The sequence below is a fragment of the Bacillus sp. EKM501B genome (genome assembly GCF_011800505.1).
In the GTDB taxonomy this organism is placed as follows: Bacteria; Bacillota; Bacilli; order Bacillales; family Bacillaceae_G; genus Bacillus_A; species Bacillus_A cereus.
In genome coordinates this window covers 154,854-177,646 of the sequence record NZ_JAALFZ010000010.1, presented here as the reverse complement: position 1 = coordinate 177,646, position 22,793 = coordinate 154,854, and the positions used below count along the sequence as shown (strand labels likewise).

Genomic DNA, 22,793 nt, shown 5'->3' with positions numbered 1-22,793 from the left:
AGTTAACCTATGAAGGTTAGCTAGGGAGTATACCTCAGTACCTGTTCACCTCGAGGGAAGGAAAACAACTTACACCTAATGCAGTAAAGCTAATCTTCAAGAGGTTATCTAAGGTGATGAACTTCAAAGACACTAGTTAATGTATGATTTCGTTCTTTACAAACTGTTTCTAAATCAACGTAGAATTGAATAGTCATTTTCTTCCCTCCTATTTGGCTTTATTCTTCATCATTTATAACCTTATTAATCTAACAATATAGTGAGAGTAAAAAGGGAGCCGACTCAACAGAACAACTATGAGCCAGCCGAACTAGTATTAAACTAGGGAGATTGTGTAATGAAATTATCCTCTTATTCATTCCTTCATAACTAATATGAAGGACTGTGACCCCTACAGAGAAAACCCATTAGCTGCAACAGGATTGCGTCCTTAATTGAGTCCACTTTTGAACTATGACTTACTAATACCCCCTTCCTAATATTTATATTTATAAGAGTGGTACTTAAAAATTCTTCTCAATAGGTATATACCAAATGTGTTGCATCTGAAGGACCTTGAACCTGCATTCCTACGTTACTAACTCAGGGGATTTACATTACAAACCAGAGCACAAAAAAAGCTACAACTCACCAAGCAACCTCTACAGGTTACTAATGAATTGTAGCTCCTTGTTAGTAGCATGTAAGTCTAACACCATAAATTTCTTTACGTCCTCAGAAAAGCTCAGGAAGTAGTTCTCGATGAACTCTGCCTCACGGTCAGCCTCTACAGTTCCTCCAGTGAGACGGATCTGCTTGAGAATCTTCTTTACTTCCTTTTTCCACTGTTTGGCGATTGGCTTATTTGATAACATCAATATTTCATAAATTCCATCTTCGGTTAAAAACCACGTTTGCTGTCGTCCACCTGGGGTAGTAATAAAGTTACAAACCTTTTCATCATCTACCATATTTACTAACTTAGACACATTGCTTCTAGAATATTCAATCCACTCAGCTACATCCTTCGCTAGAAACAATGGCTCTTCGATGCTTCCATAAACCTTAAAAGGTTGACCTAAAACGTTTTGTTGGTGAACTACCTGTAAACTAGTTTTTCAATTAAGATTCTATGGATACCGTCCTCAAATTGGTTTTAGAATGGTGTATGAAACCGCTAGCATTGAATCTTATTAAACCTTACTCCCCCAAGGGTTTGAACCTGTTTCACTTTCGGGTTTCTCTGTATTCTGTATAGAACCTTTTAGACTTTCTTACAGTAACCCCTAAAGTAAAACTAAAGAATTGCTACCTCGTTAATTATTATCCAAAAGTTATTTCTAGGAGAATATTAATCAGTCGATTCTATAGAGATCGCTTAGTTAGCTACCTCTACTAGCCCTCACCCTCTCAGAACATAAATACAAAGCCTGAGACGGCGAATGTACAGAAGCACACTTCAAAGGCTCGTCCTACTCGTTTACGAGAAAATATATCCTTTGAAGATGAACTCTGTAGTTTATCTTAATTGTGCCATCTCCTATAGCTCTTTAATGCCTTTAAATACCTTAAACCTAGAAAAGGAAATCTATTAGTATTACCTATGGAGTTATAACTGCTGGTTTACCAGCTAGTACTCTCTATTGTCTTCCTCAGTAGTTCTTTATTTATTTTCTTTTCTTTACTGAGCTAGATACCCTTAGTTAACTATCAAGTTGTATCTTAGGAGGTAAGATGTAAAACAGACATACTCTGTGGCATTACCTGAGGAGGAAAACTAATGAAGAACACTGTACGAGCAATCTGTTAGAATTATTTTATAGGGAGATTGTTTAGCTCCACCGCTAGGGCTTGTACTCATAGGAACTTGTAGAGTACGTTCAATAAGTGATATTGATAGGACAACCATGAGAGCGAATAGAATAAACCAAGGGGGGTTATATGATTAAACACTTTGGATTAGGAGCCATATTTATAAGTATTAGCTTATTAGGTGCCTGCTCACAGGAAGAAGCTACCACTACGAAGGTACCATTTGAGGACTACAAGCCATCTCAAGGGTACATTAATGAGGGAGAATTTGAAGCTCTTGATTATGATATGACTCGTGAGGAGGTAGCCCAGTTGATCGGCGGTGTAGGTGAACTATACAAAGAAGAAGACTACATAGAAACCATAATTTACAAAGGTGAAGGCAATATAAAATTTGCTATGCTGAGATTCGAAAGTGGCAAGTTGGATATGTGGAACAAACAGGATAAAGAATAATTGCTTTATAGATAGTTAGATATAAGGAGCTAGACTGAAGAGGTCTACTCCTTTATTACATTCTTACAGGTACCTCTCTTACCTACTCATGAGATACGTTATACAAGTGTAACCTTAAGTGCAATAACTATATCCCTTGTCTGACCTGTTCTTGATTAGTAAATGGCTTCATTAGTAGTAAACTCAATGATAATCCACACAGTACTAATCCATTTATTTATAATTGTACTGCGCTCTCCTCAGTATTCAATAGTTGAGCACGAACCTTTTTGGCAACTTCAGAGGCACCTCCTAATAGCATCCCTACTCGGAGGATAGCTCTCTTAGGAAATAATCTGTTCTCGCTGCTAGAGTATGTATACTTCTCTCCATTTCTCGATGTTACGGTATATGATCCTCTTCTTTTCATTTTCGGAAAGAAGGAACTTATTTTGTTTCCCTTCATAAGCGTGACCCCATCTGAAACAAGTTCATCCTTGTGAGATTCAAGTAGATTAGTTATCTCTTTATTTGATACATCGTAAAAATCTGCGACCTGTTGAAGGGTAGCCATTTCCAACTCAGGTGGCAACAATAATCCTTTTACTTTGTTAACTACTTCCACCTTGTCAACTAAACTATCAGGCTTATCTTTCGGGCTGATTACCTCATTAGTTAATTTTATGTCAATCATGAATATTCCCCCTTTGTTTATTTTTATTATATGTCATTTCATTCAATAAACTAACATTATACATATATTCTAAATATAGGTATTATCTAGGTAATACTGAGGAGATATGTTCTCGTATATCTAATACTATAGCTTTCTTTACTTCCTCACTGCTTGGTAATATCTAGGGTATCAATTCTACAGATTAAAGATTTTATAAAATATGGAGCTAGTTCTATATTGGAAGGAAACTTGTTAAATTTAACTACTGAGGCGGAAACTCTAGGGATGCTATCTCACTGGTAACTAAATGGAAGCCGATTTTCCTATATGATTTCTACTACATATGGCTACTACCGGGTACGCACACCTCCCCCCGCTTTATAATATGTGGGGGCTAGAGAGAACGAGCCAAGGAATATCCCCCTCAACGGTCACAGAACGGCAGCTAACAAGAGCAACTGTCAGAGAGCACTACAAACAGAGTCTAGCAATACAAGGCAACGATACAGGTAGTACATCTGAGCTGGCACTACTCAACCATACATACAAGTATCCACTTACGTATCCGCTTATAAGATCCACATGAGAACACTGTTAGGTACACGCTCAAGGGATGTATCTTCATGGTTCATACTCGTATACAAATAAAAAAGAAACCACGAGGCAGCAACTTAATTGTCACCTATCTCGTAGTTCCTTCTTGTAATTTTCTCTTATTAATCTCTTTATATAGCTTACCTTGAGATATTCCCACTTGACTAACAATGTCCTTGATGGAGTATTCTCCTGAGTCGTACATCTGTAGGGCTACTCTTATTTTGTCATTGTCTAGTTGGGGTCTACCTAGTTTAACTCCACGTTTCTTTGCGTTTACTAGTCCTTCTTTTGTTCGTTCTGCTATTAAGTCCCTTTCGAGCTGACTAATTACTGCCATCATAGAGAACATAGCTTTTCCAGTTGGCGTTGAAGTATCCATGTTTTCCTTTAGTGACATGAAAGTAACACCCATAGCATTTAACTCTTCGACAGTTGTAAGGATATCCAGAGTGTTTCTCCCTAACCTACTAATCGCTTCTACAATAACGGTATCACCTTCTCGTACTGTATCCATGAGCTGGGTTAGTCCTGCTCGATCTTTCTTAGTTCCGGTATACTTCTCTTGGATTAATCTATCATAGCCATACTTGTTTAGTACTTCTAATTGTCTATCAAGTAACTGCTCATCAGTTGAAACCCTAGCATAAGCGATTCTCATCAGGTTCCTCTCCCTTACATTTATTGCACCTTTAATGTAATATGAGCGAATATTAAACGTAAAGGTTTTATGTAATCTTTTGTGTAATAACTTTATGTAACATCTAAAAGGCTTAACAGCAAGGTTTGCTTCCCTAGTAAAATGATTACACTTATCTATCGTTTTATGTAATCTTAGGATATAACATAACATTATCAGATTACCCTCCAAAGGACATGGCCGTAGTAACAAGGTCTTTCGTATTCTCTTGTAGCTGAGCTAATTGCTATGAAGCTAGGTTACGATCTCCTATAAAATAAACTTGTAAATTATTTACATAGAGTTATACCTCGAGTAATGTAGTATCTATAGGGGGAATGTAAAGTGATTAAAAAGTTATTTAAAAAACTCTCAGATGACTTTAAGAGTGACTGGAGTGCTATGAAGGAACATAAAGAGAGAATGGATCATCTACCTACTAAGGCTGTTCTTGTGTATAGCAGTAATAGGGAGTTTGTTTTTACGGGGGCAGACATGGTGCTGTTTCTAGGTAGTGGCCGAGATAAGAAGATGTACTTAAAGAATCAGCTAACTGGGAGAAACGTTAACTGCTATAAGGATAGTAGAGTGTCTTATGAGATGGTGGAGTACATAAAAGCTACTAAAGAAATACTGTGAGGTAGGGCTATAAAAGTTCTACCTCTTTTGTTTGTACCGGTAGGGGGTTCTGAGGGAGTTTCGCTGTCTCAGATGTAGCTAAGCTCAGATGTAGCTAAGCTGTTATATTTTATCCCCTTATAGTTCCTATGTTGATGTACGGAAAAGTGACCACATCAAGGTGGGGGTTTACCTCTAGAGTTAAATTAAGAAGTTCCCCCATCAGCTCACCCTCTCTTTTTTCCTCACAGGTTTCCATACATTGGAATCACAAACAAGATTGTTTTTCCTTAAGAAATTCCTCAACTATTATAAATATTTGTCTCATTAACTCAAGTAAACCTCTCGCAATATTCAATATCTCCTTAGATGGTGTATATTTAACCATCACCGTTTCAGTACCACCTGGGCTTTTTACTTTTTCGTTTCGCATCTCATAAGGTGGCTGGTTATGTATTATGTCATTTCTCACTTTAGAGGCTTTTTGAAACTCTATAGAATCCCTAATTTTATTTAATTTATTATATAACTCTCTATCTAGTTTTTTAATCTGATACATCGCACTATTAAAGCTTTTATTAATATTTTTTGTTTTACCTTTTATTTTCTTCTCGGTTTTTAAGCCTAAACAAGCAAACAACAGATGAGCCAGCAAATCTAAAGCTGTAAAAGCTTTTGGAAACAAGATATCAACATTGTTCTCAAAGTGAATCTTATTCGTCCATTCTTCATTTGGAAATTCCTTCAAATACGGATACTCTCCATCTGAAATACCTCGATTTGAATAATATAAAAGGTATGAGTAACTCAAATCCAATTGAAAGATTCTGTTATTCAATGAACGTGTAAAATCCTGAGCGGCAATCTGATGATCAATTATATCAAATCCAAAAAGTTGATGCCTAGTCCAATAAAATAAGTCTCCCTCAATTCTATAGCTATAAAGTGGGCTTTCTTTTAAAAGAGGTGCCATCTCTTCATTTGTCGGGAATTTAAACAGATCAATTTCAATAGTCATTCTTCTCCTCCTTATCTATTCCTAGTTTATAGCAATATCACAAGTCTGTTAATAAGATTTCACGGAAACACCCTCTCTTAGCTTCTTCCTCCTAATCACTTATAATTAAGTTATTCCTTCTAACAGTATAGCTTAATAGTCCTACCCCACCAGCTTATGAAGAGAGTTCCTATTGATTATCGAGATGTAAACTCTATAGAAAAACACTGCTTAAATCCAAACAGTGTTTAGGTGATATCTATTTATTTTCTTCCCTCTGAGCTGGAGCCTTTGGAGAAATACCATTAATCTTTAAAGCCAGCTCAACAAATGCATCTTCTCTCTTATCTTCATTCTTAATCTTAGATAATAAGAAGTTACTAAAGTAGAAATGATGTGTGTTCACGAAACGATTATGAAACTCTGTTAATGCTTTTACAGCCTCAGAATGCATCTTCAGGTAGATTACAGCAATAAAATTAGATAAGATAGCTCCTATTGCACCTACTGAAGCAACAATTATCTTATTTTCTAGCTCGTTCGAACTGTTAGCAATTAAAAAATATAAAGTTACTCCAATTATTACAAAACCAATTCCTATGCATACTATACCAACAATAAAAATCCATGAGCTTTGTTTTAAGTTTTCATCATAGTATCTCTTCAATTCAAGATGATGATGCTTAAAAAGTTTTTCCGATCTTTCCTCTAATGATGAGTGAGAAATACTTAATAGATCTAACTCATTCTCCACTTCTTGTAGTTCAGTTATATACTCATTTGACGGTCTTCTTAAAGGTTGTGTAAAAAAATACATAACCATGAATGTAAAAGATCCCGTTAGGCCAATCAAATAAATTTTTGTTCCTGAACTATTTTCTTTGAAAGAATCTGCTTCGCTATACATCAAATAAGCAAGTATACAGATACTTACGACACCTAAAATCAAGAAAAGTTTATTTCTATTCTTTCTCTCAACAATCAATTGATTTAACTCTTTTTTTCTTTCTTTAAGTATGGTTTTACGCGGAGTTAAAAGCGGATCAATATTTATCTTAAACTCCCCCTTTTATCATTATATCCTTCTATTATATTATAATGTATCAAAAATCAACAGACGATTATTCCCATTTCCTGATGCCCTCCCCCGAGGTAGATTACCTAGTTTACTAGCTAGCAATAAACTTGAGAACGTTAACTCAAAAATCAAATCTGTGGAGGTCGCTCCTTACAGTTATTGACTTATAACTTAAACTACTATAGAATTTTACCCAACAAATACTATTTTAAGTGGTTCACAACGAGTCAGCCTACTTATATAGCCAATCCCGTAGCTCAGCAGGGAGAGCGCCACCTTGACAGGATGGCGGTCGTAAGTTCGAGCCTCTCCGGGGTCATAGTTATAGAAACTGTTTCAAACTAACGTTTAATGTAGTTTTTTATTTGTTTACTTTCATACTCTATAAGAACTATTGGTCACATTCCTTACAAAATCTCTTATATTTTGTTAACTGAATCTTTTTACATCGTTGCAAAACATGTGAGTAAGTGCCTTATGTGATTTTGATGTTACTATGTCCTAATCGCTCAGAAATCACCTTGTCGCATTCCAGTTACAAGGGCTAAATGAAAGACAATGAAATACCTGCTATCCTTTACAACTTTCAAGAACAGTTGTACTTCCTGTTCATTCCACACAGTTAACTCTTCCTTATCACCTTTAGATAGCTTGGCTTTAGCCGCAACATTTTTGGTGATTAACTCCAAATCTATTGCATGCTCAATAGAGCTTTGAATAATTTTGATAATTTTCTCAATCGTTCCTCGCTTTAAACATTCGTCTCACATTGAATTAACGTGGTTCTGCATATGCAATGATTGTTAAACTTGGCTAATTTGATATTGCCTAGAGAAGGAATGTTACCACTGTTAAAGTTTCCTTTCAGTACTTTTGCTGTCTGAATACCAACACTGTGCTTCTTAGTACCGAACCGAATTTCCATATATTTGATAGGTTCTACATATTTTCCAATACAAACTTCTGAGAGCAGCTTTGTTAAAGCATTTTCCACTCCCTTTTTAGTAATGAATCTCCTCTTCCTCTTTTACTTTCTCTTACGTGTTAGTGGGTCAATACCAATGTCTACAAGATAAAAATACTTTCCTGTGTTGGTTTGAAATAAAGTTTAATCAAAAACATCTCACAAAACGGCATTTTCCTGTAAATGAAAAGAATCCATTTTGAAAAAAAGATTGATCAAAATGGATTCTATATCAGTAGATTTATGCTTTGATTTTATAATAAAGTTTGATCATTTCCTAATAGTGTTACTCAACAATCACGCTCAATTGTGGAAGATCATTACTTTATCCCTATTCAACATAAAGAAACTTTAATTTTGTATTAAAAGACGTATTCATTTATAAATAACTATTAGATTGTAAAGAACTTATATTGCCTAATCATCTCGTTTTAAGATAACTCAGGCAATCCAAGCTCTTTTAAGAACTGATTATGCTTATCCTTTGCCTTGCTAATAGCAACCTCGATTTCATCTAGATTTTTTTTCACATCTGCAAGGTCAATAGTTTCTTCTTCCGCAACTGTGCTAACATATCTTGAAATGTTTAAGTTGAAATCATTCTTTTCTATTTCTTCCATAGATACACGGCGAGAGTATTTTTTGTCATCCTCTTTTCGATATTTATATGTTTCAACTATTTTGTCGATATGCTCTGGCATTAGGACATTTTGTCGTTTACCTCTATCGTAGTACTCACTTGCATTGATAAACAGCACGTCATCAAATTTTTTACACTTTTTAAGCACAAGAATACAAACCGGAATACCTGTTGAAAAAAACAGATTAGCTGGCAAACCAATAATTGTGTCAATATTCCCATCCTTGAGTAGCTTTGTTCTGATCTTCTCCTCTGCTCCACCACGGAACAGAACTCCATGAGGCAAGATAATTGCCATCGTTCCCTCATCACTTAAAAAGTGAAACCCATGAAGTAAAAATGCAAAGTCGGCTGCTGATTTTGGTGCAAGGCCGTAGCTTTTAAAGCGAAAATCCTCTGCCAGAGTATCGTTAGGCTCCCAGCGGTAGCTAAAAGGTGGATTGGCTACTACTGCATCACATTCCAACTTTTTTGCTGGGTTCATTTCAGTAAGAATGTCCCAATCATTTAGCAGTGAATCTCCGTGAAATATTTTAAACTCGGAATCTTTAAGCCCATGTAGAAGCATATTCATACGAGCAAGGTTGTAAGTTGTGATATTTTTTTCCTGTCCGTATATCTGACCAATACTATTAGCACCAAGCTGCTTTCTAACATTAATTAGAAGCGATCCGGAACCGCACGCAAAGTCAAGTATGTTTTTGAGTCGCTCCTTTTTGCCTGTACTCGGGTCTTGGCTATCAAGTGTAACTATTCTAGAAAGGATGGTTGAAATTTGCTGGGGAGTATAAAACTCTCCTGCTTTTTTACCTGAGCCCGCCGCAAATTGCCCTATTAAGTATTCATACGCATCACCTAAAAGGTCACTTTCATTGGGGAACTCCGATAATCCTTCTGCAATAGCAGTTATTATTGAGCACAGCGTTGTGTTGCGTAATTCATAATTCTTTCCAAGTTTATCAGAGTCGAGGTTAACCTCAGAGAATAATCCGCGAAACGTGCTATCAAAGGATTCATTTTCTATAAACTTGAAGCCTGCTTGCAAGTTTTTCAAAAGATACTTATTTTGTGTACGGGCCAATTCGTATATATTACTCCAGAGATACTGTGGCTTAATTACAAAATGAACCTTACGTCGCATTTGCTTTTCAAACGTAGCCACTTGATCTAAATTGTTGATATACCAAACAACAAGAGGGGTTAACTTTTTGCTTTCCAACAACACCTCATGTTCCTCGATTACTGAGTTTTTTTCCTTGCTATCCAATTGCTGTTTATTAAAATAGTTTGTTATCTGTTCTTTTAATGCGTTAATAACATCATCCTGATTGGCAGCAATTGTAATTTTTTTTATTTCTTCTTCACATTGTAAATAATCGCTGCCAAGTTCTTTCTTTGCCGCTTCTTCATAATTATCTGAAAGATAGCGCAGGAAGAGGAAAGACAGCATATAATCACGGAAGTCATCAGCATTCATGGACCCGCGTAATTTGTCAGCAATTCCCCAAAGTGTTGCGCCTAATTGTTTTTGCTGTGTATCATTCATTATTTTGCCCCCTATTCTTCGGTAAATAGTTCAGGATTGAATCGGTATAATTCCATGTAACCCCTTAAAATTTTTCTAAAAACCTCTTTATTATCTTCAACCATTTCAATAGGCTCAAACAGCGAATAGTTTCCATGGCTTAATATGTTCACATATCTTCCAAATGTGATTCCATCCGGGTCATCTTCATCGCGTTTAATACATTCGGTGAAGTCTTTGAATCCATGAAACGATGCTGCCTTTTCAAGAATGTTTCGCAAAATATTGAAGTGATAAGTATAGAGCCTACCTGTGTTCGCTGCTTTGCTTAGCTCTTTTATTAATGCAACATGGTTGAAAAATGGAGTATCTTTAGTTTCTTGAATGAGGTATTCGTCTGTTTCCTTATTCTTTAATAAGTGATAGTCTTTGCCTTTTGCCCTTTTAAACTCATTATACATTACATTGAAAAACAACGAATGATGTGAAGATATGACTACTTTAATATTCTCTTGGCTTTTTAGCATCTGCGCTAAGTGGCTTGCTACTGCTATGACGTTATTATCATCCAGTGATGAAATGGGATCATCGATATAAATGTACCTAACCCAACTGTAGGCTGGTTCTTGGTCAACAACTAATTGGACAACCGTCAGAAAAAAACACCATACAAATATATTTTCTTCACCACGAGAAATCTTTATGTTATCCACGTTTTCAGTTCCGCCATCTTTTCTTACTTCCCGCGAAAAACTAATCGTCCAATTTTGATAATCAATTGAAAAATCAAAATCAGCGTACCGATTTAAAAACGGGCGAATACGACTTTCCATTTCAAGCTCTCTTAAGCCATCAAAAAAACGAGAATTTCTATTAAGATACAGCAGTCTATTGGTGTCGCCCTCTAAGTCGTTATCCCAAGTGAATAAATCTTCTGTGAAAGCATTGTAATATAATGTATCTCGCGTTTTTTCTTCACTTTCAGGAATAGAATGTTTCCCTAAGTCTTTAAACGCTCCTGAAAGTCTTGTTTTGCCTGTACCATTGTATGCAAAAAGAAGAACATACTTCTTGCTATCGAGAACCGTTCTAAAATAGTTCGCCAGTGTATTTAAATCAGAAAAAGAAGTTATCGATTGAGAACTCATTCACTCACCTCCTCGATAGAAGGGAACAGTCCTTGCATCAAGCCTTTTTTGTATAATTTCAGAGTTTTAACTTTTTCTGCTTGTGCAGTTATGAGGTCATCTATGCTAGAAAGGCAATCGGATATTTTATGTTGTTCTGCTATGTTTGGCATAGTAATTGGCATTTCTGTGATCATAGACTTCCTAACAGAATCAACAGAATTTTTCGCACTTAACTTCATTACTCTATTTTTAAAGTGTTCAGAGAAATATTGAAAGACAAACTTGCCAAATGCCGATTTCGAAAAATCATATATGCAGTAAACTCTTTGATGAAAGTCAAATTTCCCATTAATATAATGAAAGTTTTTGCCTACACCAACACCGTCACCGGATGTTAAAATTGCTTCACAATCAAATGTATATGAATCTATTTTCTCAACGGCTTGAGATCTCACAAAAAACGGATATTTTCCATGATCAACTTTATTTTGCGTATCCTTTTTTCCAGTAGTAACCTTTGCAAAATCCTTGATCCGGTATATATCCCACTCCCTACAATCCCTAAACTCTGGAAATCTCCACTCAGGCACAGTTTTACCTTCAGCAGGGAGTAACTTCTGCATTAATCCTTTTTTGTTCACTTTGAGAGCTTCAAGCTTTTCATTTTCTGCAGTTATAAGGTCATCAAGGGAGGAAAGGAAATCAGCAATTTTTTGTTGTTCTTTGTTTTCTGGTTTAGGTAATAGTATCGATGAAAATTGACTATAACTTACCATCTTACCATCTCTTATGCCTTCTAAGTCTTTGTTTAGGTCTTGTATAAACTTATTTGTTTTAAAATAATGCTTATAGTATTGTTCCACTATTGGAATTTTTTTGCGTAAAATAATGTATGCTGGACTGCAAATACCATGATACAAAGAATATTCTATGCCGCCTTGAAAAGACCGTAAACTAATGACAAAATCCCCTATCTCGACAACCTTGTAATTTTCAAGGCTCTTATTCGTTACAGACACATTATAATTAATCCGATCTCTTGGAATTGCGCCATGTTCCTGAGTTATAGCGAGTACAGGAAGATCAGAGTTATGATTTTTATTACTGATTGATTCAAATATTACATTCCCATTTTCAAAGTTAATTGCGCCGTTTTTTCTAAATTCAGGAAACCTTAGTTTCGGTACCAAAGCCATTTTCTCTTTTCTATTCATATGCATTCAGCCCCACAATCACACGTCCGCCTGCAAGCTTTTTAAAAAGCGGTATTAATTCGTCCATCAATTCCAGCTCCTTTTTAGTCCTATCTCTCCAGCCAAGCTCCAGCGGCTCTAATAAATCGCTTAGTTTTTCACCGTCAAAAATCATACGCTCTATAATTTCATCTATAAAGGCTTGCAACGATACAGGTTCAATACCATGTTTGTTTGCAATTGATTCCATTTCTTTTACTGCTTTTTCTTCCTTAAATTTTTGGTATCCAGCTTTTATTTCCTTTTCATCCAATCCTTTACCAGATTCCAATGTGCTGATATAAGCAATAATATCTTCACGTTCTTCCATCATATTTGAATTGGAACAAAGTAAACTAATAAGCTGCTCACGGCTCATTTTTTCTTTTTTAGGCACATCGGGTTGTGTATATCTCGAAATTAGAGACATAATATAGTCATAATCAATAATTGCAGAAGAAAATAGAACGAATTCAAAATCAATCTGTTCAATCACCGGATCTTTATCCCTAATATCTTTGCCCTGCTGTGCTTTTAACATTTGGGCAGTTTCAATATAGACACCACGGAACGCACGCAAAGTGTCTTCTGGCAATAGTTCTTCAATTTTTGCCTCTTGTTCTTCTTTGATATCTGTATATTGGTCAAGCTGTGTTTTAAGGCGCTGTACTTCCTTAAATTTATTGATAAATTCACCTCGTGCGGCGTCGCCCTTAAGGTTGCTTACTTGCTCTGGCTTACATTCTAACCCTTGTGATTCCATAAATTGCTCAAGATCGGCAACTGCTTTATCCAGCTTTTCAACCACAACAGGAGCGGGGTCAACAAGCCAAATTTCTTTTGCCCTACTACTGTTTTCTTTTCCAGAAAACAGTGCAATTGCTTCATCTACATCTTTTTCTTGCCCTCTAAAATCAAGAATATTTCCGTAAGGCTTTGTATCGTTCAAAACACGGTTTGTTCTTGAAAATGCTTGAATTAAGCCATGTTGCTTTAAGTTTTTATCAACGTACAAGGTGTTTAAATACTTTGAATCGAATCCTGTTAAAAGCATATCCACCACAATAGTTATATCAATTTTGTTTACCTGCGGATAGTCAGAATTTGGGTACTTTTGGTCTTTGATACGTTTTTGCACATCTTGATAGTATAAATCGAATTCGTTTATACTGTGATTTGTGCCGTACTGCAAGTTGTAGTCATCAATGACGCTTTTAAGTGCTGCCTTTTTCTTATCGGGCTCTTGTTCATTATCGGCCTTTTCTTGCTGTAGGTCTTCTTGTAACTGCTTAACATCTTTATTTCCTTCAGCCGGTGGAGAGAAAACACAGGCAATATTTAACGACTTAAAGCTTGCGCCCTCATTCTTTTTGCGTTCCTCTTGTAACGATTTGAAGATCTCAAAGTATTCTATTGCATCGTTGATAGAAGCTGTGGCGAAAATCGCATTGTATCGTCTACCATTAGTAGCCGCATCGTGTTTTGCTAATATTGCTTCGACAATCGCTTTTTTACTTACAGTGTCAGAGGCTTTTGCTGCTTTTTTGACATCTTCTGGCTTAAAATAATCGATGTGAAAGCGAAGCACATTGCGGTCATCAATGGCATTAGTTATGGTATAGGCATGTAGTTCTTTTTCGAAAACATCTTTTGTTGTGATATAAGAACCAACCGTTCCATCAATTTGTTTATATGTTGCATTTTCTTCAAATATTGGTGTTCCAGTAAAGCCGAAAAGCTGTGCTTTCGGGAAAAAGTTTTTAATTGCTTCATGATTATCGCCAAACTGTGAGCGATGGCATTCATCAAAAATAATAGCAATACGTTTATCGGTGAGCTGCGCCAAGCGATCTTTGTAGGTCGGTTCGCCCCTTTTCTTTTTCTCTTGGTTACGCTTGCTATCTTCATTAAGAGCGAGCCCAAGCTTCTGAATTGTGGTAACAATAACTTTGTCACGGTAATCATCCGAAGTAAGTCGGTTAACTAAACTTTCTGTGTTCGTATTCTCTTCAACGCAGCCTTCTTGAAATTTATTAAACTCCAATCGAGTTTGTCTATCTAGGTCTTTTCTATCAACGACGAATAAACACTTCTCAATTTCAGGATTGTCCTTCAATAGTGTTGATGTTTTAAACGATGTAAGTGTTTTTCCACTTCCGGTAGTATGCCATATATATCCGTTACCACGATTCTGATCGATACAGTCCATTATTGCCTTAACAGCGTAAATCTGATAAGGACGCATAATCATCAATTTCTGCTCACTTACAACAAGTACCATGTAACGGCTTATTAATTGCCCGAGAGTACATTTTGGTAAAAAATTGTCAGAAAAATCATGAAGATGGGTGATTTTGTTATTGTCCTCATCTGCCATCTGATAAATTGGCAAAAAGCGCTCGTCTGCATTAAAACAAAAGTGCTCCTTGTGATTGTTGGCAAAATAATATGTGTTACTCTCATTGCTCACAATAAAAAGCTGCATAAAGCAAAGCAGCGAGTTTGTATAACCATTGCCTTGGTCGTTTTTATATTCTATAATTTGCTCCATAGCTTTTTTAGGTGTGATTTGCAGTGACTTCAGTTCAACCTGAACAACAGGAACCCCATTGATGAGGATAATAACATCATAACGATGATTGCTGTTATCTGTGTTTATGCGTAGTTGGTTTACCACTTCAAATTCATTTTTACACCAGTCTTTTATATTAACAAGGGTGTATTGCAGCGGCGTGTCATCATCACGCTTAAAAGTGTTAATTTCTCGTAAAGTCCTTGCAGCAGTAAATACATCTGCAGTGATAATACTATCTCTGAGGCGCTCAAATTCAGAATTGCTTAACTTCACACGATTCAGTCTTTCAAAATGTTCTTTGAAATTAGCTTCAAGCGAAGCTTTATCTCTAATATCCTCACGATATATGTATTTTAAGTTCCTAAGCTTTTCTATAAAAGCGGTTTCTATTTCCCTTTCAGCTTTCATATCATATCTCCTCATATTATAGAATAGAAATTCCCTAAGCCCTTTTCCATAACTACATAATATCTATTTCGCCTTCACAAGCAACTCAATCAATTCAGTGTTTACATTTTTATTTTTACAAAGCTTGATTAAGGCATGTCGAGCAATTTGATTCGGCTTTGTATGATTATTCTCCCATCGATTCACAGATGTAAAACCAACATGAAGCTCACGAGCAAGTCCCTCTTGAGACAAACACAGCTCCAAACGTACTTTTTTAATTAATTCGCTTAACTCCATTTAGAATCACCTCGTAATTGTAAAACTAACCACGATATATTATATCATAAGCTATAGCGTTTTGGGTGAAAAGTTATTGAAACCATTCCCTATAGGAAACAGACGTATCGTTTTGGATAAGCCTTTCGCTTGTGCTAGTTTTTTCCGGAATAAGACCGCAATGTCACTCGTCGCATTTTCCACGTTGAAGACCTTGAACGCTACATTTAAACTCATCTTTCCGTGCTCATGCAGCTTTAAAATACTATGAAATTATTAATACTTTATTAGATATTAATTTTGAACAAACGAAAATGCTTATTCATAACCTACCAAAGGAACATTATCAACTTTTTATTACGCGTGATTTAGAAAAAGCAAAAATTACTTTAAACCAGCTTTATCAGGATGATACAAAAACAGTTGGTGTCGTCTGTGCTGGTGGCGCTGATCGTCAAAAAGAAGTCCCTGTTCTACCACGAGATGAACGGTATGAAAGGCCTAGTAAAATCGCTCAATACTTTAACTATCCAGGGTCTCAATACTATTGTAAAAACCTTAACTACAGCGCAACTGAATTTCAAACACAAGGACTTGAACTAGATATGGCGCTCGTTCATTGGGATGATGATCTTTATCTACAGAATGGGGCTTGGAAAGGACAACACTATCAATGGGGTGTCGAAGATCCATTCCAAATTAAACTTAATGCATATAGAGTTATTTTAACAAGAGGGCGAGATGGAACAATTATTTACATACCACCAAAACCTATTCTAGATGAGACTTGGAACTTACTTAAAAATCAATTAAAAATCCCTGAATTAATGTTTTAAAACCTATAATAAGAGACTATATTCTAAATTCCCTCAGAATATAGTCTCTTATTTTTCTATTTCACAGCAACCGGGATATCAGTCTTACATGGCTTAAAACAATTGCAAGAAAAAATCACCTCAAACGTCTAATATTTTTAGGGAATTGCAACTAAAGAAGTTGCTGTTTCTTTTATTACTTTAGAAACTTAATCGCTTTGCGGTACTTCTCCAATCGTTTTAGGTCTCTCTCTGTTATCCTAGCAAGTCGTGAGCAATCGGAATTATGTTTTAAGTCTGCAAGTTTGACAGTACGGGCAAGAGAATTTTCTTTCACTTTGCTCAGATACTCAAAATAAGGCGTGTATTTCTCTTTTGTCAGTACCTGCACTGCCTCAACTACGTTATAAGGTATACCAGCACTTAACAGATCATTAGCGGTTATCTCAGTATCCTCCAGAACATCATGCAAATAGGCAGTAGCTTTCTCTTCGGCCGTATATACAAAGCTAGCAACTGCCTCAGGGTGTTTGATATAGTCCACCCCCGCTTTATCTACTTGTCCAGCATGGGCTTTTTTGGCTATCTCATGAGCTATTTTTATATAATTAGGTAACATCGCAAAAACTCCCTTTCTTTAAACAAAATCTCCCCCTCTAGCAAGCTGTACTAAAAGTGAAGGAGGAAAATATTGATATAATCACTTAGCAAATCACTGGAGTTCATGTTGAAACAAAAAATTCATAAAAAATGCCATCCTCTCTGTATATTTTTACAAAAAGAATAGCATTTTTTGGTTATACGGATACAATTTTATTTTAATTTGAATTACGCCCTTTTCCCTTACTGGTATTTATTATATTAATGAAGAAAATTAGTCCGCAGATAAAGAATAGAAAAGGAGGGACCCATGTTCTAAAATTAACAAGACTTATAATAAGCATTATAATGCAAAGGATACAACCTATAATATCAATGCTAAAAGATAACTTTCCCTTTATTGTTTTCATATATAACTATTCCCTTCCAGATGCCATCTTTAATTTATAATTCTCAATATAATAATAACATACATTTCGACTTTAACTATTTTTTACATTTGGTTAATCATGTTGGTTCTGGTGCAACAAATGCTGTTATTGTGTGTACTCGGGTAGCAAGATAGCAATAACCTCTGAAATTAAAATTAAATCTGAACAGATTGAAGAATCCACTACAAAAAATCTAACGAAACAAAAATAAACAAAATATAGATTTGAATTATATTTCTCAACAACCAAAATTACTTAATGTGGTAAAAAATAATCAGGTTGGCACCCAATCCCATATTACGATGGTCCCAGTCGCAGGAAGGCACCTTTAGGTGTCTTTTTTTTGTTTGAAACACATTCTGCTAAAATACCTGTATCTTTGTTAATTTACGACTCATATAAACCAACAAACTTCGTATATATAATTTGTTACCCTAAATGGGTTGAAAATACGAGCAGTTATAGGGGGATTTTGTGAATGGTAAAAACAGCTTGTGTAAGTATTATTACTGGAATTCTTTTAATATGTTCAACAGGATGTGCCACTCAAACTGATTCTATTACAGCTAAAACTCAATCAATAGATGATGGCACATATACAACAAAAAAGATCACAGACGCATTTCCTGTAGGAACACCCATAACTACTTACATCCAAAAAGAAGAAAAACTGAACGTAAAACATCTCACCAATATTTCACTTACAGATGGTGGCGTCGGTAGAGTTCTGGAAGCAACAGATGGTTTTGTTGTAGTATGTGGGGATGAAAAAGGAATTTTTGATGTGTTAATATTTAAAACCATGGAAGATGTAAAGAAATATGAACAGAGTTTAAAGCGATAATTAATATCCTTCTTATGCCTTTTACACAAACATTATCCTCTTGCTCTTGCTATGTCTTTTTCTAAGTACCGTATAATTGCGTCATGAATACACACACGTTATAATAGTCACCTAATTACATATTAAGAGGTGCAGAAAATGAATAAAACAGAATTAACAAAAGTAGTAGCAGAAAAAGCTGAACTTACACAAAAAGATGCAGCAGCAGCAACACAAGCTTTATTAGATACAATAACAAATGCACTAGCAAATGGAGAGAAAGTACAGATTCTTGGTTTTGGTACATTTGAAGTACGTGAAAGATCTGCACGTACAGGACGTAACCCACAAACAGGTGAAGAAATGCAAATCGCAGCTTCAAAAGCACCTGCTTTTAAAGCTGGAAAAGAATTAAAAGAGGCAGTGAAATAATTATACATATTGAAAAGGGTTTGATATTTATATCAGGACCCTTTCAATAGCCTTTTTGTTCATAAATCAAAAAAGTATCATCCAACATATATTAGATGATACCTCCTTTCCCATCTACTCACTGGGCTGTGGCCCTTCACGCTCCTTGAGGAAGGAGTCTTCTTGGCTAAAATGATAAAATTTAGATGTTAGCTATGTTTCTGAAGTATACAATGTGACCATTCCATGTGTTCTATTTTCACTTGATATAATTAATTTGGTAATATTCTTAGGCGTAAATTGATATATAGAAATAGTTGGACCAGGATTATTAGATTTAAAGTGAATAACTTGTTCATTATCAATAAAACCTTGAATATAGCTTTCACTTCCTTCAAAAAATTGAAAATGAGCTGACACTGATATACTCTCGCCAGTGTTCTCAAATAAAACTATTGAATTTCTATATGTATCAAAATTAATAAGTTTCATTTTTGGCATAATTAGGATGCTCCCTTCTATGAAAGCACGATGATTAAAGTATACTACCATTCACAGCATTTCTTTTATTACCATGTGTAAGTTCTAATGTTTTATTGAGAAAATACAAGCCATCTTGCTGATGTGAAATCATAATTAATATATTACAAAGATTGTAATTTTGAAGTATCTCATACATAAGATTTCTTGTATCAATATGTAAATTAGAAGCTGCTTCATCTAATATTATTATATCCCTTTGTGTGAGAATAGCCCTTAAAAAGGCTATAAATTGTGCTTGACCTCCTGAAACACTGGAACCATCTTGTACAATTATAGTATCTAATCCATTCTCAAATCTGTTGAGATGTGATGTTAAATGATATCTTTTTATTAACTTAACTACATCTTCTTTCGTTTTATTTGTTTGTCCATATAATATGTTATCTAATATAGTTCCTTTAAACAAAAATATATTTTGTGATACTATACCTATTCTAGCTCTAATACTTTCTTTATGTATTAAGTTATAGTCGATATTATTTATCAATATCTTTCCACTTTTAGGTTGATATAAGCCTGTTAATAATTTTATAAAGGTAGATTTTCCTGATCCATTTATACCATCAATTAATAACTTGTCACCTTTTTCAATTTGAACGTTGAAATGATCAAATATTAAATCACTATTTTCATTATATTTAAAACAAACATCTTTAAATTCTATTGAATTAATTGGTTCTTTTATTATATTTGTACCTAGTGTATTTTCAACATCTAAATTGAAGAACTCTTTAATTCTCTTAATACTAATACACACGGGTTTTAGGGTTATATCTAAGCTGCCTAAAGCTTGAGTAGTCGCAAGGAGTTTAGCCATATAAATTGAAAACGAAGTATATACCCCTATAGTAAGCTGATTTTGTAAAATTAAAATACCTGATACCAGTAATACTATTACTGTAACAAAGTTATTTGTTACTATTAAATTTTGCATAAAGAAAATAAAATGTAAACTTTGTTTTAGAGCACTTTTAATTACATCATTTAATTTAGCCTTAATCTTATTAGTTTGTATATTTTTACCGTTTAATAATTTTATATCCTCTATTCCATTTAAGGTTTCATACATTTCTGCGTTTAATACTGCCGATGACTCATATACGTTTGTGGTACTTTTCGATATCATTTTAGAAGAATACTTGGATATTACAAAATATATCGGAATAATAATTACTATGATGCCTGTAAGTTTAACACTTAAATTAAACATTATAAATAAAGCAAAGAAAAAATCGAATATACCTGAAAAAACCCTTAATAAATTGGGAGAAAATAATGCACTTACATTACCAGATTCAGCAATTCTGCTAAGAATGTAACCTTTCTCCTTCTGATTAATATAAGAAAGAGGCGCATCTATAATATTACTTATCATAGATAATCGAATCTCATTAACTACATTTTGTTGTACACGAGTAAATAAATACTCATAACCTATTGATATTAAATAGTTAATACAATAAATTAATAAGAGTATAAGAGTTGTTTTTAATAATTGATCGTAGCTTTTATTTAATAGTATAACTTTATCAATAATGTAACCAATAATATATGGTATCGGCGCGATAATCAAAGAAGCTATAACCATTCCAAGTAAACCAAAAGCTAACAAAGATTTTGTATTTTTCAAATACGGATATAAAAATAATAACTCTTTATAAGAAATTTGAATTTCATCTTGTTTATTTATATTCTTATTCACCCTCTTTCTCCTCCTTTGTCTATTTATTATATTAATTTACGAATCAATATAATGAGGTTAATATAATTCCATAGATTTCTTGAGACCTTATCCAGACGCATCATCTATGGAATTATATTGGTTTATCCTCAGAAACTTAACAATATTCATCTCATCCAATCATACTAATTTTGCCCTACCATTAATGGCTCCTTAATTATTTCAGGAACATGATTTTTAAACCATTTACATTTATCGCCAATTTCTTGTGCTTTTATAAAGCTTCTTAAGAAGCATGTACTACAAAAACGTTTGTTTTCACACTCTTTACATTCCTCAGAGTCCATTTGAGGTGCTTGTAAGTTAAAAAATGCATTAATGTATTTGAATTTTTCATCATAAATATCTTTAATATTCTGTTCAAAAACATTACCTATACTATTTTTCAAATCATCTAAACTATGCATAGTACACATTTTAATTTCACCATCAGGTGCAATCACAATATGTGATGTTATTGCACCACAATTCCTAATCTCAGCGCGCGCACCTTCATATAATGAAACAAATTTAGGATATTTTTTATTTATTTTTAACAATGCTTCACCATATGTTTTAACATCCTCTTCATTTAAATAAAGATCGCTACATCCTAAGGCTCTTCCCATTGGTATTACTGGAGATACCCCAATACTATCAATTCCTAAATTATGTACCCATTCAGCTATATCTTCTACCTCGTGCACATTCAAATGTGTAACTATTGTGGCGATCCGCAAACGAACATCATTTTCGGCTAATTTCATTATGTTATTTTTAATTTTATGAAGTGTATTAGGAACTTTAAAGAACCAAGTCAAATAATTATCATCTAAACTATGCATATCAATCTGCACAAATGTTTTCGACTTATTTTTTATTATTATGTCCATGACTTTATCAGAAAGAGCTATACCATTGGTCAACAGTGTTATTTGAGAAAAATCCAAGTTAAGTGCATATAACAATATCTCTTTTAAATTTGGATGTACTGTTATATCACCGCCCGTAAGTTCAATTAATTTCACTCCTATATTATTTAAGTCATCTAATAATGATTTTATTTGATCTAAGCTCATTACTTTTGGCTTTACTGCTCCAAAATCTCCATAGCAATGACGACATCTTACATTACATCTGTTTGTGATTTCAATTGAAGCCACTTTTGGATATATAGTCTGTTCTTCAATTAAATTAACTGGTACATTTATAGGTTCTTCTTGCGTACCAATGTTCATATTGTAAACTTTGGATACATTATTCAAAAATGCATTTAATTTCTTTTCAATACTTATTGGATCTTCACTGTATTTTAAAGATAAGAAAGATACAACTTGTCCATATGTTTTAGTACCATCAATTAACTCAATAATTTCAGTGGCGGTTTTATTTATTGTAAATGTATTTTCGTTTTTGAGTGTGGGAGCGCTTTCGTTTGGATTTTTATGAACTACCAACATAGATTCATAATTTGATGTGAATTTTCTTATTTCTAGCTTCTCTTTCCAAAATAAATAACCATTCACTTTAATCATCTCCTATAAAATTTAAAGTAGCATTTAGTTTATGTATTACAAAAATCCCATACTCATTTTCGATAAACTTATAGGACTTATTCTTAACATAACTGTTTGTCTATAGAATAAGTCCTAATTTAATTTCAACATAAACACTCTCACATTTTTAAATTTTAACTTGCAGTACTAGCCCCTGTTGCCGCAGTAACTAGATTTAATAACTCTACAGAACATGCTGCACATACTAAGCAACTCCAACAAGTCCAATCCCTTGGTTGTACTACTGGTGTTTCCATTTAGAACATCTCCTTTTTGGTTATTTATTTTTCTTCT

19 protein-coding genes, 1 tRNA gene and 3 pseudogenes are annotated in these 22,793 nt (G+C 34.3%); 7 read left to right on the top strand and 16 right to left on the bottom strand.

Annotation, left to right across the window (positions count from 1 at the left end):
• Nucleotides 1-20: 20 nt before the first annotated feature.
• Nucleotides 21-131: pseudogene (locus tag HFD78_RS30120) on the top strand (integrase); the annotation flags it as partial.
• 510 nt (nt 132-641) lie between these two features.
• Here the strand turns inward: HFD78_RS30120 and HFD78_RS19055 are convergent.
• Nucleotides 642-1,019: a BRO-N domain-containing protein gene (locus tag HFD78_RS19055; protein WP_000477692.1), complete on the bottom strand. Its 378-nt coding sequence runs from the start codon at nt 1,017-1,019 to the stop codon at nt 642-644.
• A 901-nt stretch (nt 1,020-1,920) separates the two neighbouring features.
• Between HFD78_RS19055 and HFD78_RS19050 the strand changes: the two genes are divergently transcribed.
• Entirely contained in the window at nt 1,921-2,247 is a 327-nt protein-coding gene (locus HFD78_RS19050; RefSeq protein ID WP_000589755.1) for a hypothetical protein, read from the top strand.
• Nucleotides 2,248-2,464: 217 nt separating this feature from the next.
• Here the strand turns inward: HFD78_RS19050 and HFD78_RS19045 are convergent, their stop codons facing one another.
• Together HFD78_RS19045 and HFD78_RS19040 are read right to left on the bottom strand one after the other, a co-directional pair.
• Nucleotides 2,465-2,920 carry a hypothetical protein gene (locus HFD78_RS19045; RefSeq protein WP_000565435.1) on the bottom strand — a complete coding sequence of 152 codons (456 nt, stop codon included), beginning with the start codon at nt 2,918-2,920 and terminating at the stop codon, nt 2,465-2,467.
• Between the two features lie 664 nt (nt 2,921-3,584).
• Nucleotides 3,585-4,157: a recombinase family protein gene (locus HFD78_RS19040; protein WP_033668433.1), complete on the bottom strand. Its 573-nt coding sequence runs from the start codon at nt 4,155-4,157 to the stop codon at nt 3,585-3,587.
• Nucleotides 4,158-4,520: 363 nt separating this feature from the next.
• Between HFD78_RS19040 and HFD78_RS29540 the strand changes: the two genes are divergently transcribed.
• On the top strand, nt 4,521-4,814 hold the full coding sequence (locus HFD78_RS29540) for a hypothetical protein (protein ID WP_000592153.1): 294 nt from the start codon (nt 4,521-4,523) through the stop codon (nt 4,812-4,814).
• Nucleotides 4,815-5,061: 247 nt separating this feature from the next.
• On the opposite strand, the gene HFD78_RS19030 is transcribed toward HFD78_RS29540, so the two are convergent.
• Entirely contained in the window at nt 5,062-5,811 is a 750-nt protein-coding gene (locus HFD78_RS19030) for a Cthe_2314 family HEPN domain-containing protein (RefSeq protein WP_000151209.1), read from the bottom strand.
• Between the two features lie 238 nt (nt 5,812-6,049).
• Entirely contained in the window at nt 6,050-6,775 is a 726-nt protein-coding gene (locus HFD78_RS19025) for a TRADD-N-associated membrane domain-containing protein (RefSeq protein WP_000634653.1), read from the bottom strand.
• A gap of 339 nt (nt 6,776-7,114) precedes the next feature.
• On the opposite strand from HFD78_RS19025, the gene HFD78_RS19020 reads away from it, so the two are divergent.
• Nucleotides 7,115-7,184: transfer RNA gene (locus HFD78_RS19020), tRNA-Val, on the top strand.
• 199 nt (nt 7,185-7,383) lie between these two features.
• On the opposite strand, the pseudogene HFD78_RS29975 reads toward HFD78_RS19020, so the two are convergent.
• From HFD78_RS29975 to HFD78_RS18990, 6 genes and pseudogenes are all read right to left on the bottom strand, one after another.
• A pseudogene (locus tag HFD78_RS29975) lies at nt 7,384-7,931 on the bottom strand (tyrosine-type recombinase/integrase); the annotation flags it as partial.
• Nucleotides 7,932-8,263: 332 nt separating this feature from the next.
• Nucleotides 8,264-10,018: a type I restriction-modification system subunit M gene (locus HFD78_RS19010; protein ID WP_001000340.1), complete on the bottom strand. Its 1,755-nt coding sequence runs from the start codon at nt 10,016-10,018 to the stop codon at nt 8,264-8,266.
• Nucleotides 10,019-10,029: 11 nt separating this feature from the next.
• Nucleotides 10,030-11,145 (bottom strand): AAA family ATPase, encoded by a 1,116-nt coding sequence (locus HFD78_RS19005; protein ID WP_000098354.1) that lies wholly within the window; start codon nt 11,143-11,145, stop codon nt 10,030-10,032.
• On the bottom strand, nt 11,142-12,341 hold the full coding sequence (locus HFD78_RS19000; protein WP_001080182.1) for a restriction endonuclease subunit S: 1,200 nt from the start codon (nt 12,339-12,341) through the stop codon (nt 11,142-11,144). The genes HFD78_RS19005 and HFD78_RS19000 overlap by 4 nt, the downstream gene beginning before the upstream one ends.
• Entirely contained in the window at nt 12,334-15,342 is a 3,009-nt protein-coding gene (locus HFD78_RS18995) for a type I restriction endonuclease subunit R (protein WP_000642776.1), read from the bottom strand. The genes HFD78_RS19000 and HFD78_RS18995 overlap by 8 nt, the downstream gene beginning before the upstream one ends.
• 63 nt (nt 15,343-15,405) lie before the next feature.
• A complete protein-coding gene (locus tag HFD78_RS18990) occupies nt 15,406-15,621 on the bottom strand; it encodes a helix-turn-helix domain-containing protein (protein ID WP_000423516.1) in 216 nt (71 codons plus the stop codon).
• A 200-nt stretch (nt 15,622-15,821) separates the two neighbouring features.
• On the opposite strand from HFD78_RS18990, the pseudogene HFD78_RS18985 reads away from it, so the two are divergent.
• Nucleotides 15,822-16,436 (top strand): annotated as a pseudogene (locus HFD78_RS18985) (DNA/RNA helicase domain-containing protein); the annotation flags it as partial.
• Between the two features lie 175 nt (nt 16,437-16,611).
• Here HFD78_RS18985 and HFD78_RS18980 read toward each other — a convergent pair.
• Complete coding sequence (locus HFD78_RS18980) at nt 16,612-17,034, bottom strand: HD domain-containing protein (protein WP_000937350.1); 423 nt, start codon at nt 17,032-17,034, stop codon at nt 16,612-16,614.
• 890 nt (nt 17,035-17,924) lie between these two features.
• Here HFD78_RS18980 and HFD78_RS18975 point away from each other — a divergent pair.
• Together HFD78_RS18975 and HFD78_RS18970 are read left to right on the top strand one after the other, a co-directional pair.
• Nucleotides 17,925-18,290 carry a hypothetical protein gene (locus tag HFD78_RS18975; RefSeq protein WP_000241077.1) on the top strand — a complete coding sequence of 122 codons (366 nt, stop codon included), beginning with the start codon at nt 17,925-17,927 and terminating at the stop codon, nt 18,288-18,290.
• A 138-nt stretch (nt 18,291-18,428) separates the two neighbouring features.
• Nucleotides 18,429-18,701 (top strand): HU family DNA-binding protein, encoded by a 273-nt coding sequence (locus tag HFD78_RS18970; protein WP_001043941.1) that lies wholly within the window; start codon nt 18,429-18,431, stop codon nt 18,699-18,701.
• Between the two features lie 192 nt (nt 18,702-18,893).
• Here HFD78_RS18970 and HFD78_RS18965 read toward each other — a convergent pair whose 3' ends face one another.
• The 4 genes from HFD78_RS18965 to tucA all read right to left on the bottom strand — a co-directional run bounded on the left by HFD78_RS18965 (nt 18,894) and on the right by tucA (nt 22,756).
• Nucleotides 18,894-19,181 (bottom strand): hypothetical protein, encoded by a 288-nt coding sequence (locus HFD78_RS18965; protein WP_033668424.1) that lies wholly within the window; start codon nt 19,179-19,181, stop codon nt 18,894-18,896.
• A 34-nt stretch (nt 19,182-19,215) separates the two neighbouring features.
• The gene (locus tag HFD78_RS18960) at nt 19,216-20,925 is read right to left on the bottom strand and encodes an ABC transporter ATP-binding protein (RefSeq protein WP_001038823.1); all 1,710 of its coding nucleotides are present in this window, start codon (nt 20,923-20,925) and stop codon (nt 19,216-19,218) included.
• A 164-nt stretch (nt 20,926-21,089) separates the two neighbouring features.
• On the bottom strand, nt 21,090-22,478 hold the full coding sequence (locus tag HFD78_RS18955) for a radical SAM/SPASM domain-containing protein (protein WP_002197114.1): 1,389 nt from the start codon (nt 22,476-22,478) through the stop codon (nt 21,090-21,092).
• A 155-nt stretch (nt 22,479-22,633) separates the two neighbouring features.
• A complete protein-coding gene (tucA, locus tag HFD78_RS29840; RefSeq protein ID WP_000449799.1) occupies nt 22,634-22,756 on the bottom strand; it encodes a subclass IId bacteriocin thuricin17 in 123 nt (40 codons plus the stop codon).
• Between the last annotated feature and the right edge of the window lie 37 nt (nt 22,757-22,793).

Bases quoted from the DNA above. Each gene is read 5' to 3' on its own strand.
- HFD78_RS18965 (WP_033668424.1), bottom strand. From the start codon at position 19,181: ATGCCAAAAATGAAACTTATTAATTTTGATACATATAGAAATTCAATA.
- HFD78_RS19010 (WP_001000340.1), bottom strand. From the start codon at position 10,018: ATGAATGATACACAGCAAAAACAATTAGGCGCAACACTTTGGGGAATT.
- HFD78_RS18975 (WP_000241077.1), top strand. From the start codon at position 17,925: ATGGTAAAAACAGCTTGTGTAAGTATTATTACTGGAATTCTTTTAATA.
- HFD78_RS19000 (WP_001080182.1), bottom strand. From the start codon at position 12,341: ATGAATAGAAAAGAGAAAATGGCTTTGGTACCGAAACTAAGGTTTCCT.
- HFD78_RS18980 (WP_000937350.1), bottom strand. From the start codon at position 17,034: ATGTTACCTAATTATATAAAAATAGCTCATGAGATAGCCAAAAAAGCC.
- HFD78_RS19030 (WP_000151209.1), bottom strand. From the start codon at position 5,811: ATGACTATTGAAATTGATCTGTTTAAATTCCCGACAAATGAAGAGATG.
- HFD78_RS18955 (WP_002197114.1), bottom strand. From the start codon at position 22,478: ATGATTAAAGTGAATGGTTATTTATTTTGGAAAGAGAAGCTAGAAATA.
- HFD78_RS19050 (WP_000589755.1), top strand. From the start codon at position 1,921: ATGATTAAACACTTTGGATTAGGAGCCATATTTATAAGTATTAGCTTA.
- HFD78_RS19005 (WP_000098354.1), bottom strand. From the start codon at position 11,145: ATGAGTTCTCAATCGATAACTTCTTTTTCTGATTTAAATACACTGGCG.
- HFD78_RS18990 (WP_000423516.1), bottom strand. From the start codon at position 15,621: ATGGAGTTAAGCGAATTAATTAAAAAAGTACGTTTGGAGCTGTGTTTG.
- tucA (WP_000449799.1), bottom strand. From the start codon at position 22,756: ATGGAAACACCAGTAGTACAACCAAGGGATTGGACTTGTTGGAGTTGC.
- HFD78_RS18995 (WP_000642776.1), bottom strand. From the start codon at position 15,342: ATGAAAGCTGAAAGGGAAATAGAAACCGCTTTTATAGAAAAGCTTAGG.
- HFD78_RS18970 (WP_001043941.1), top strand. From the start codon at position 18,429: ATGAATAAAACAGAATTAACAAAAGTAGTAGCAGAAAAAGCTGAACTT.
- HFD78_RS19045 (WP_000565435.1), bottom strand. From the start codon at position 2,920: ATGATTGACATAAAATTAACTAATGAGGTAATCAGCCCGAAAGATAAG.
- HFD78_RS19040 (WP_033668433.1), bottom strand. From the start codon at position 4,157: ATGAGAATCGCTTATGCTAGGGTTTCAACTGATGAGCAGTTACTTGAT.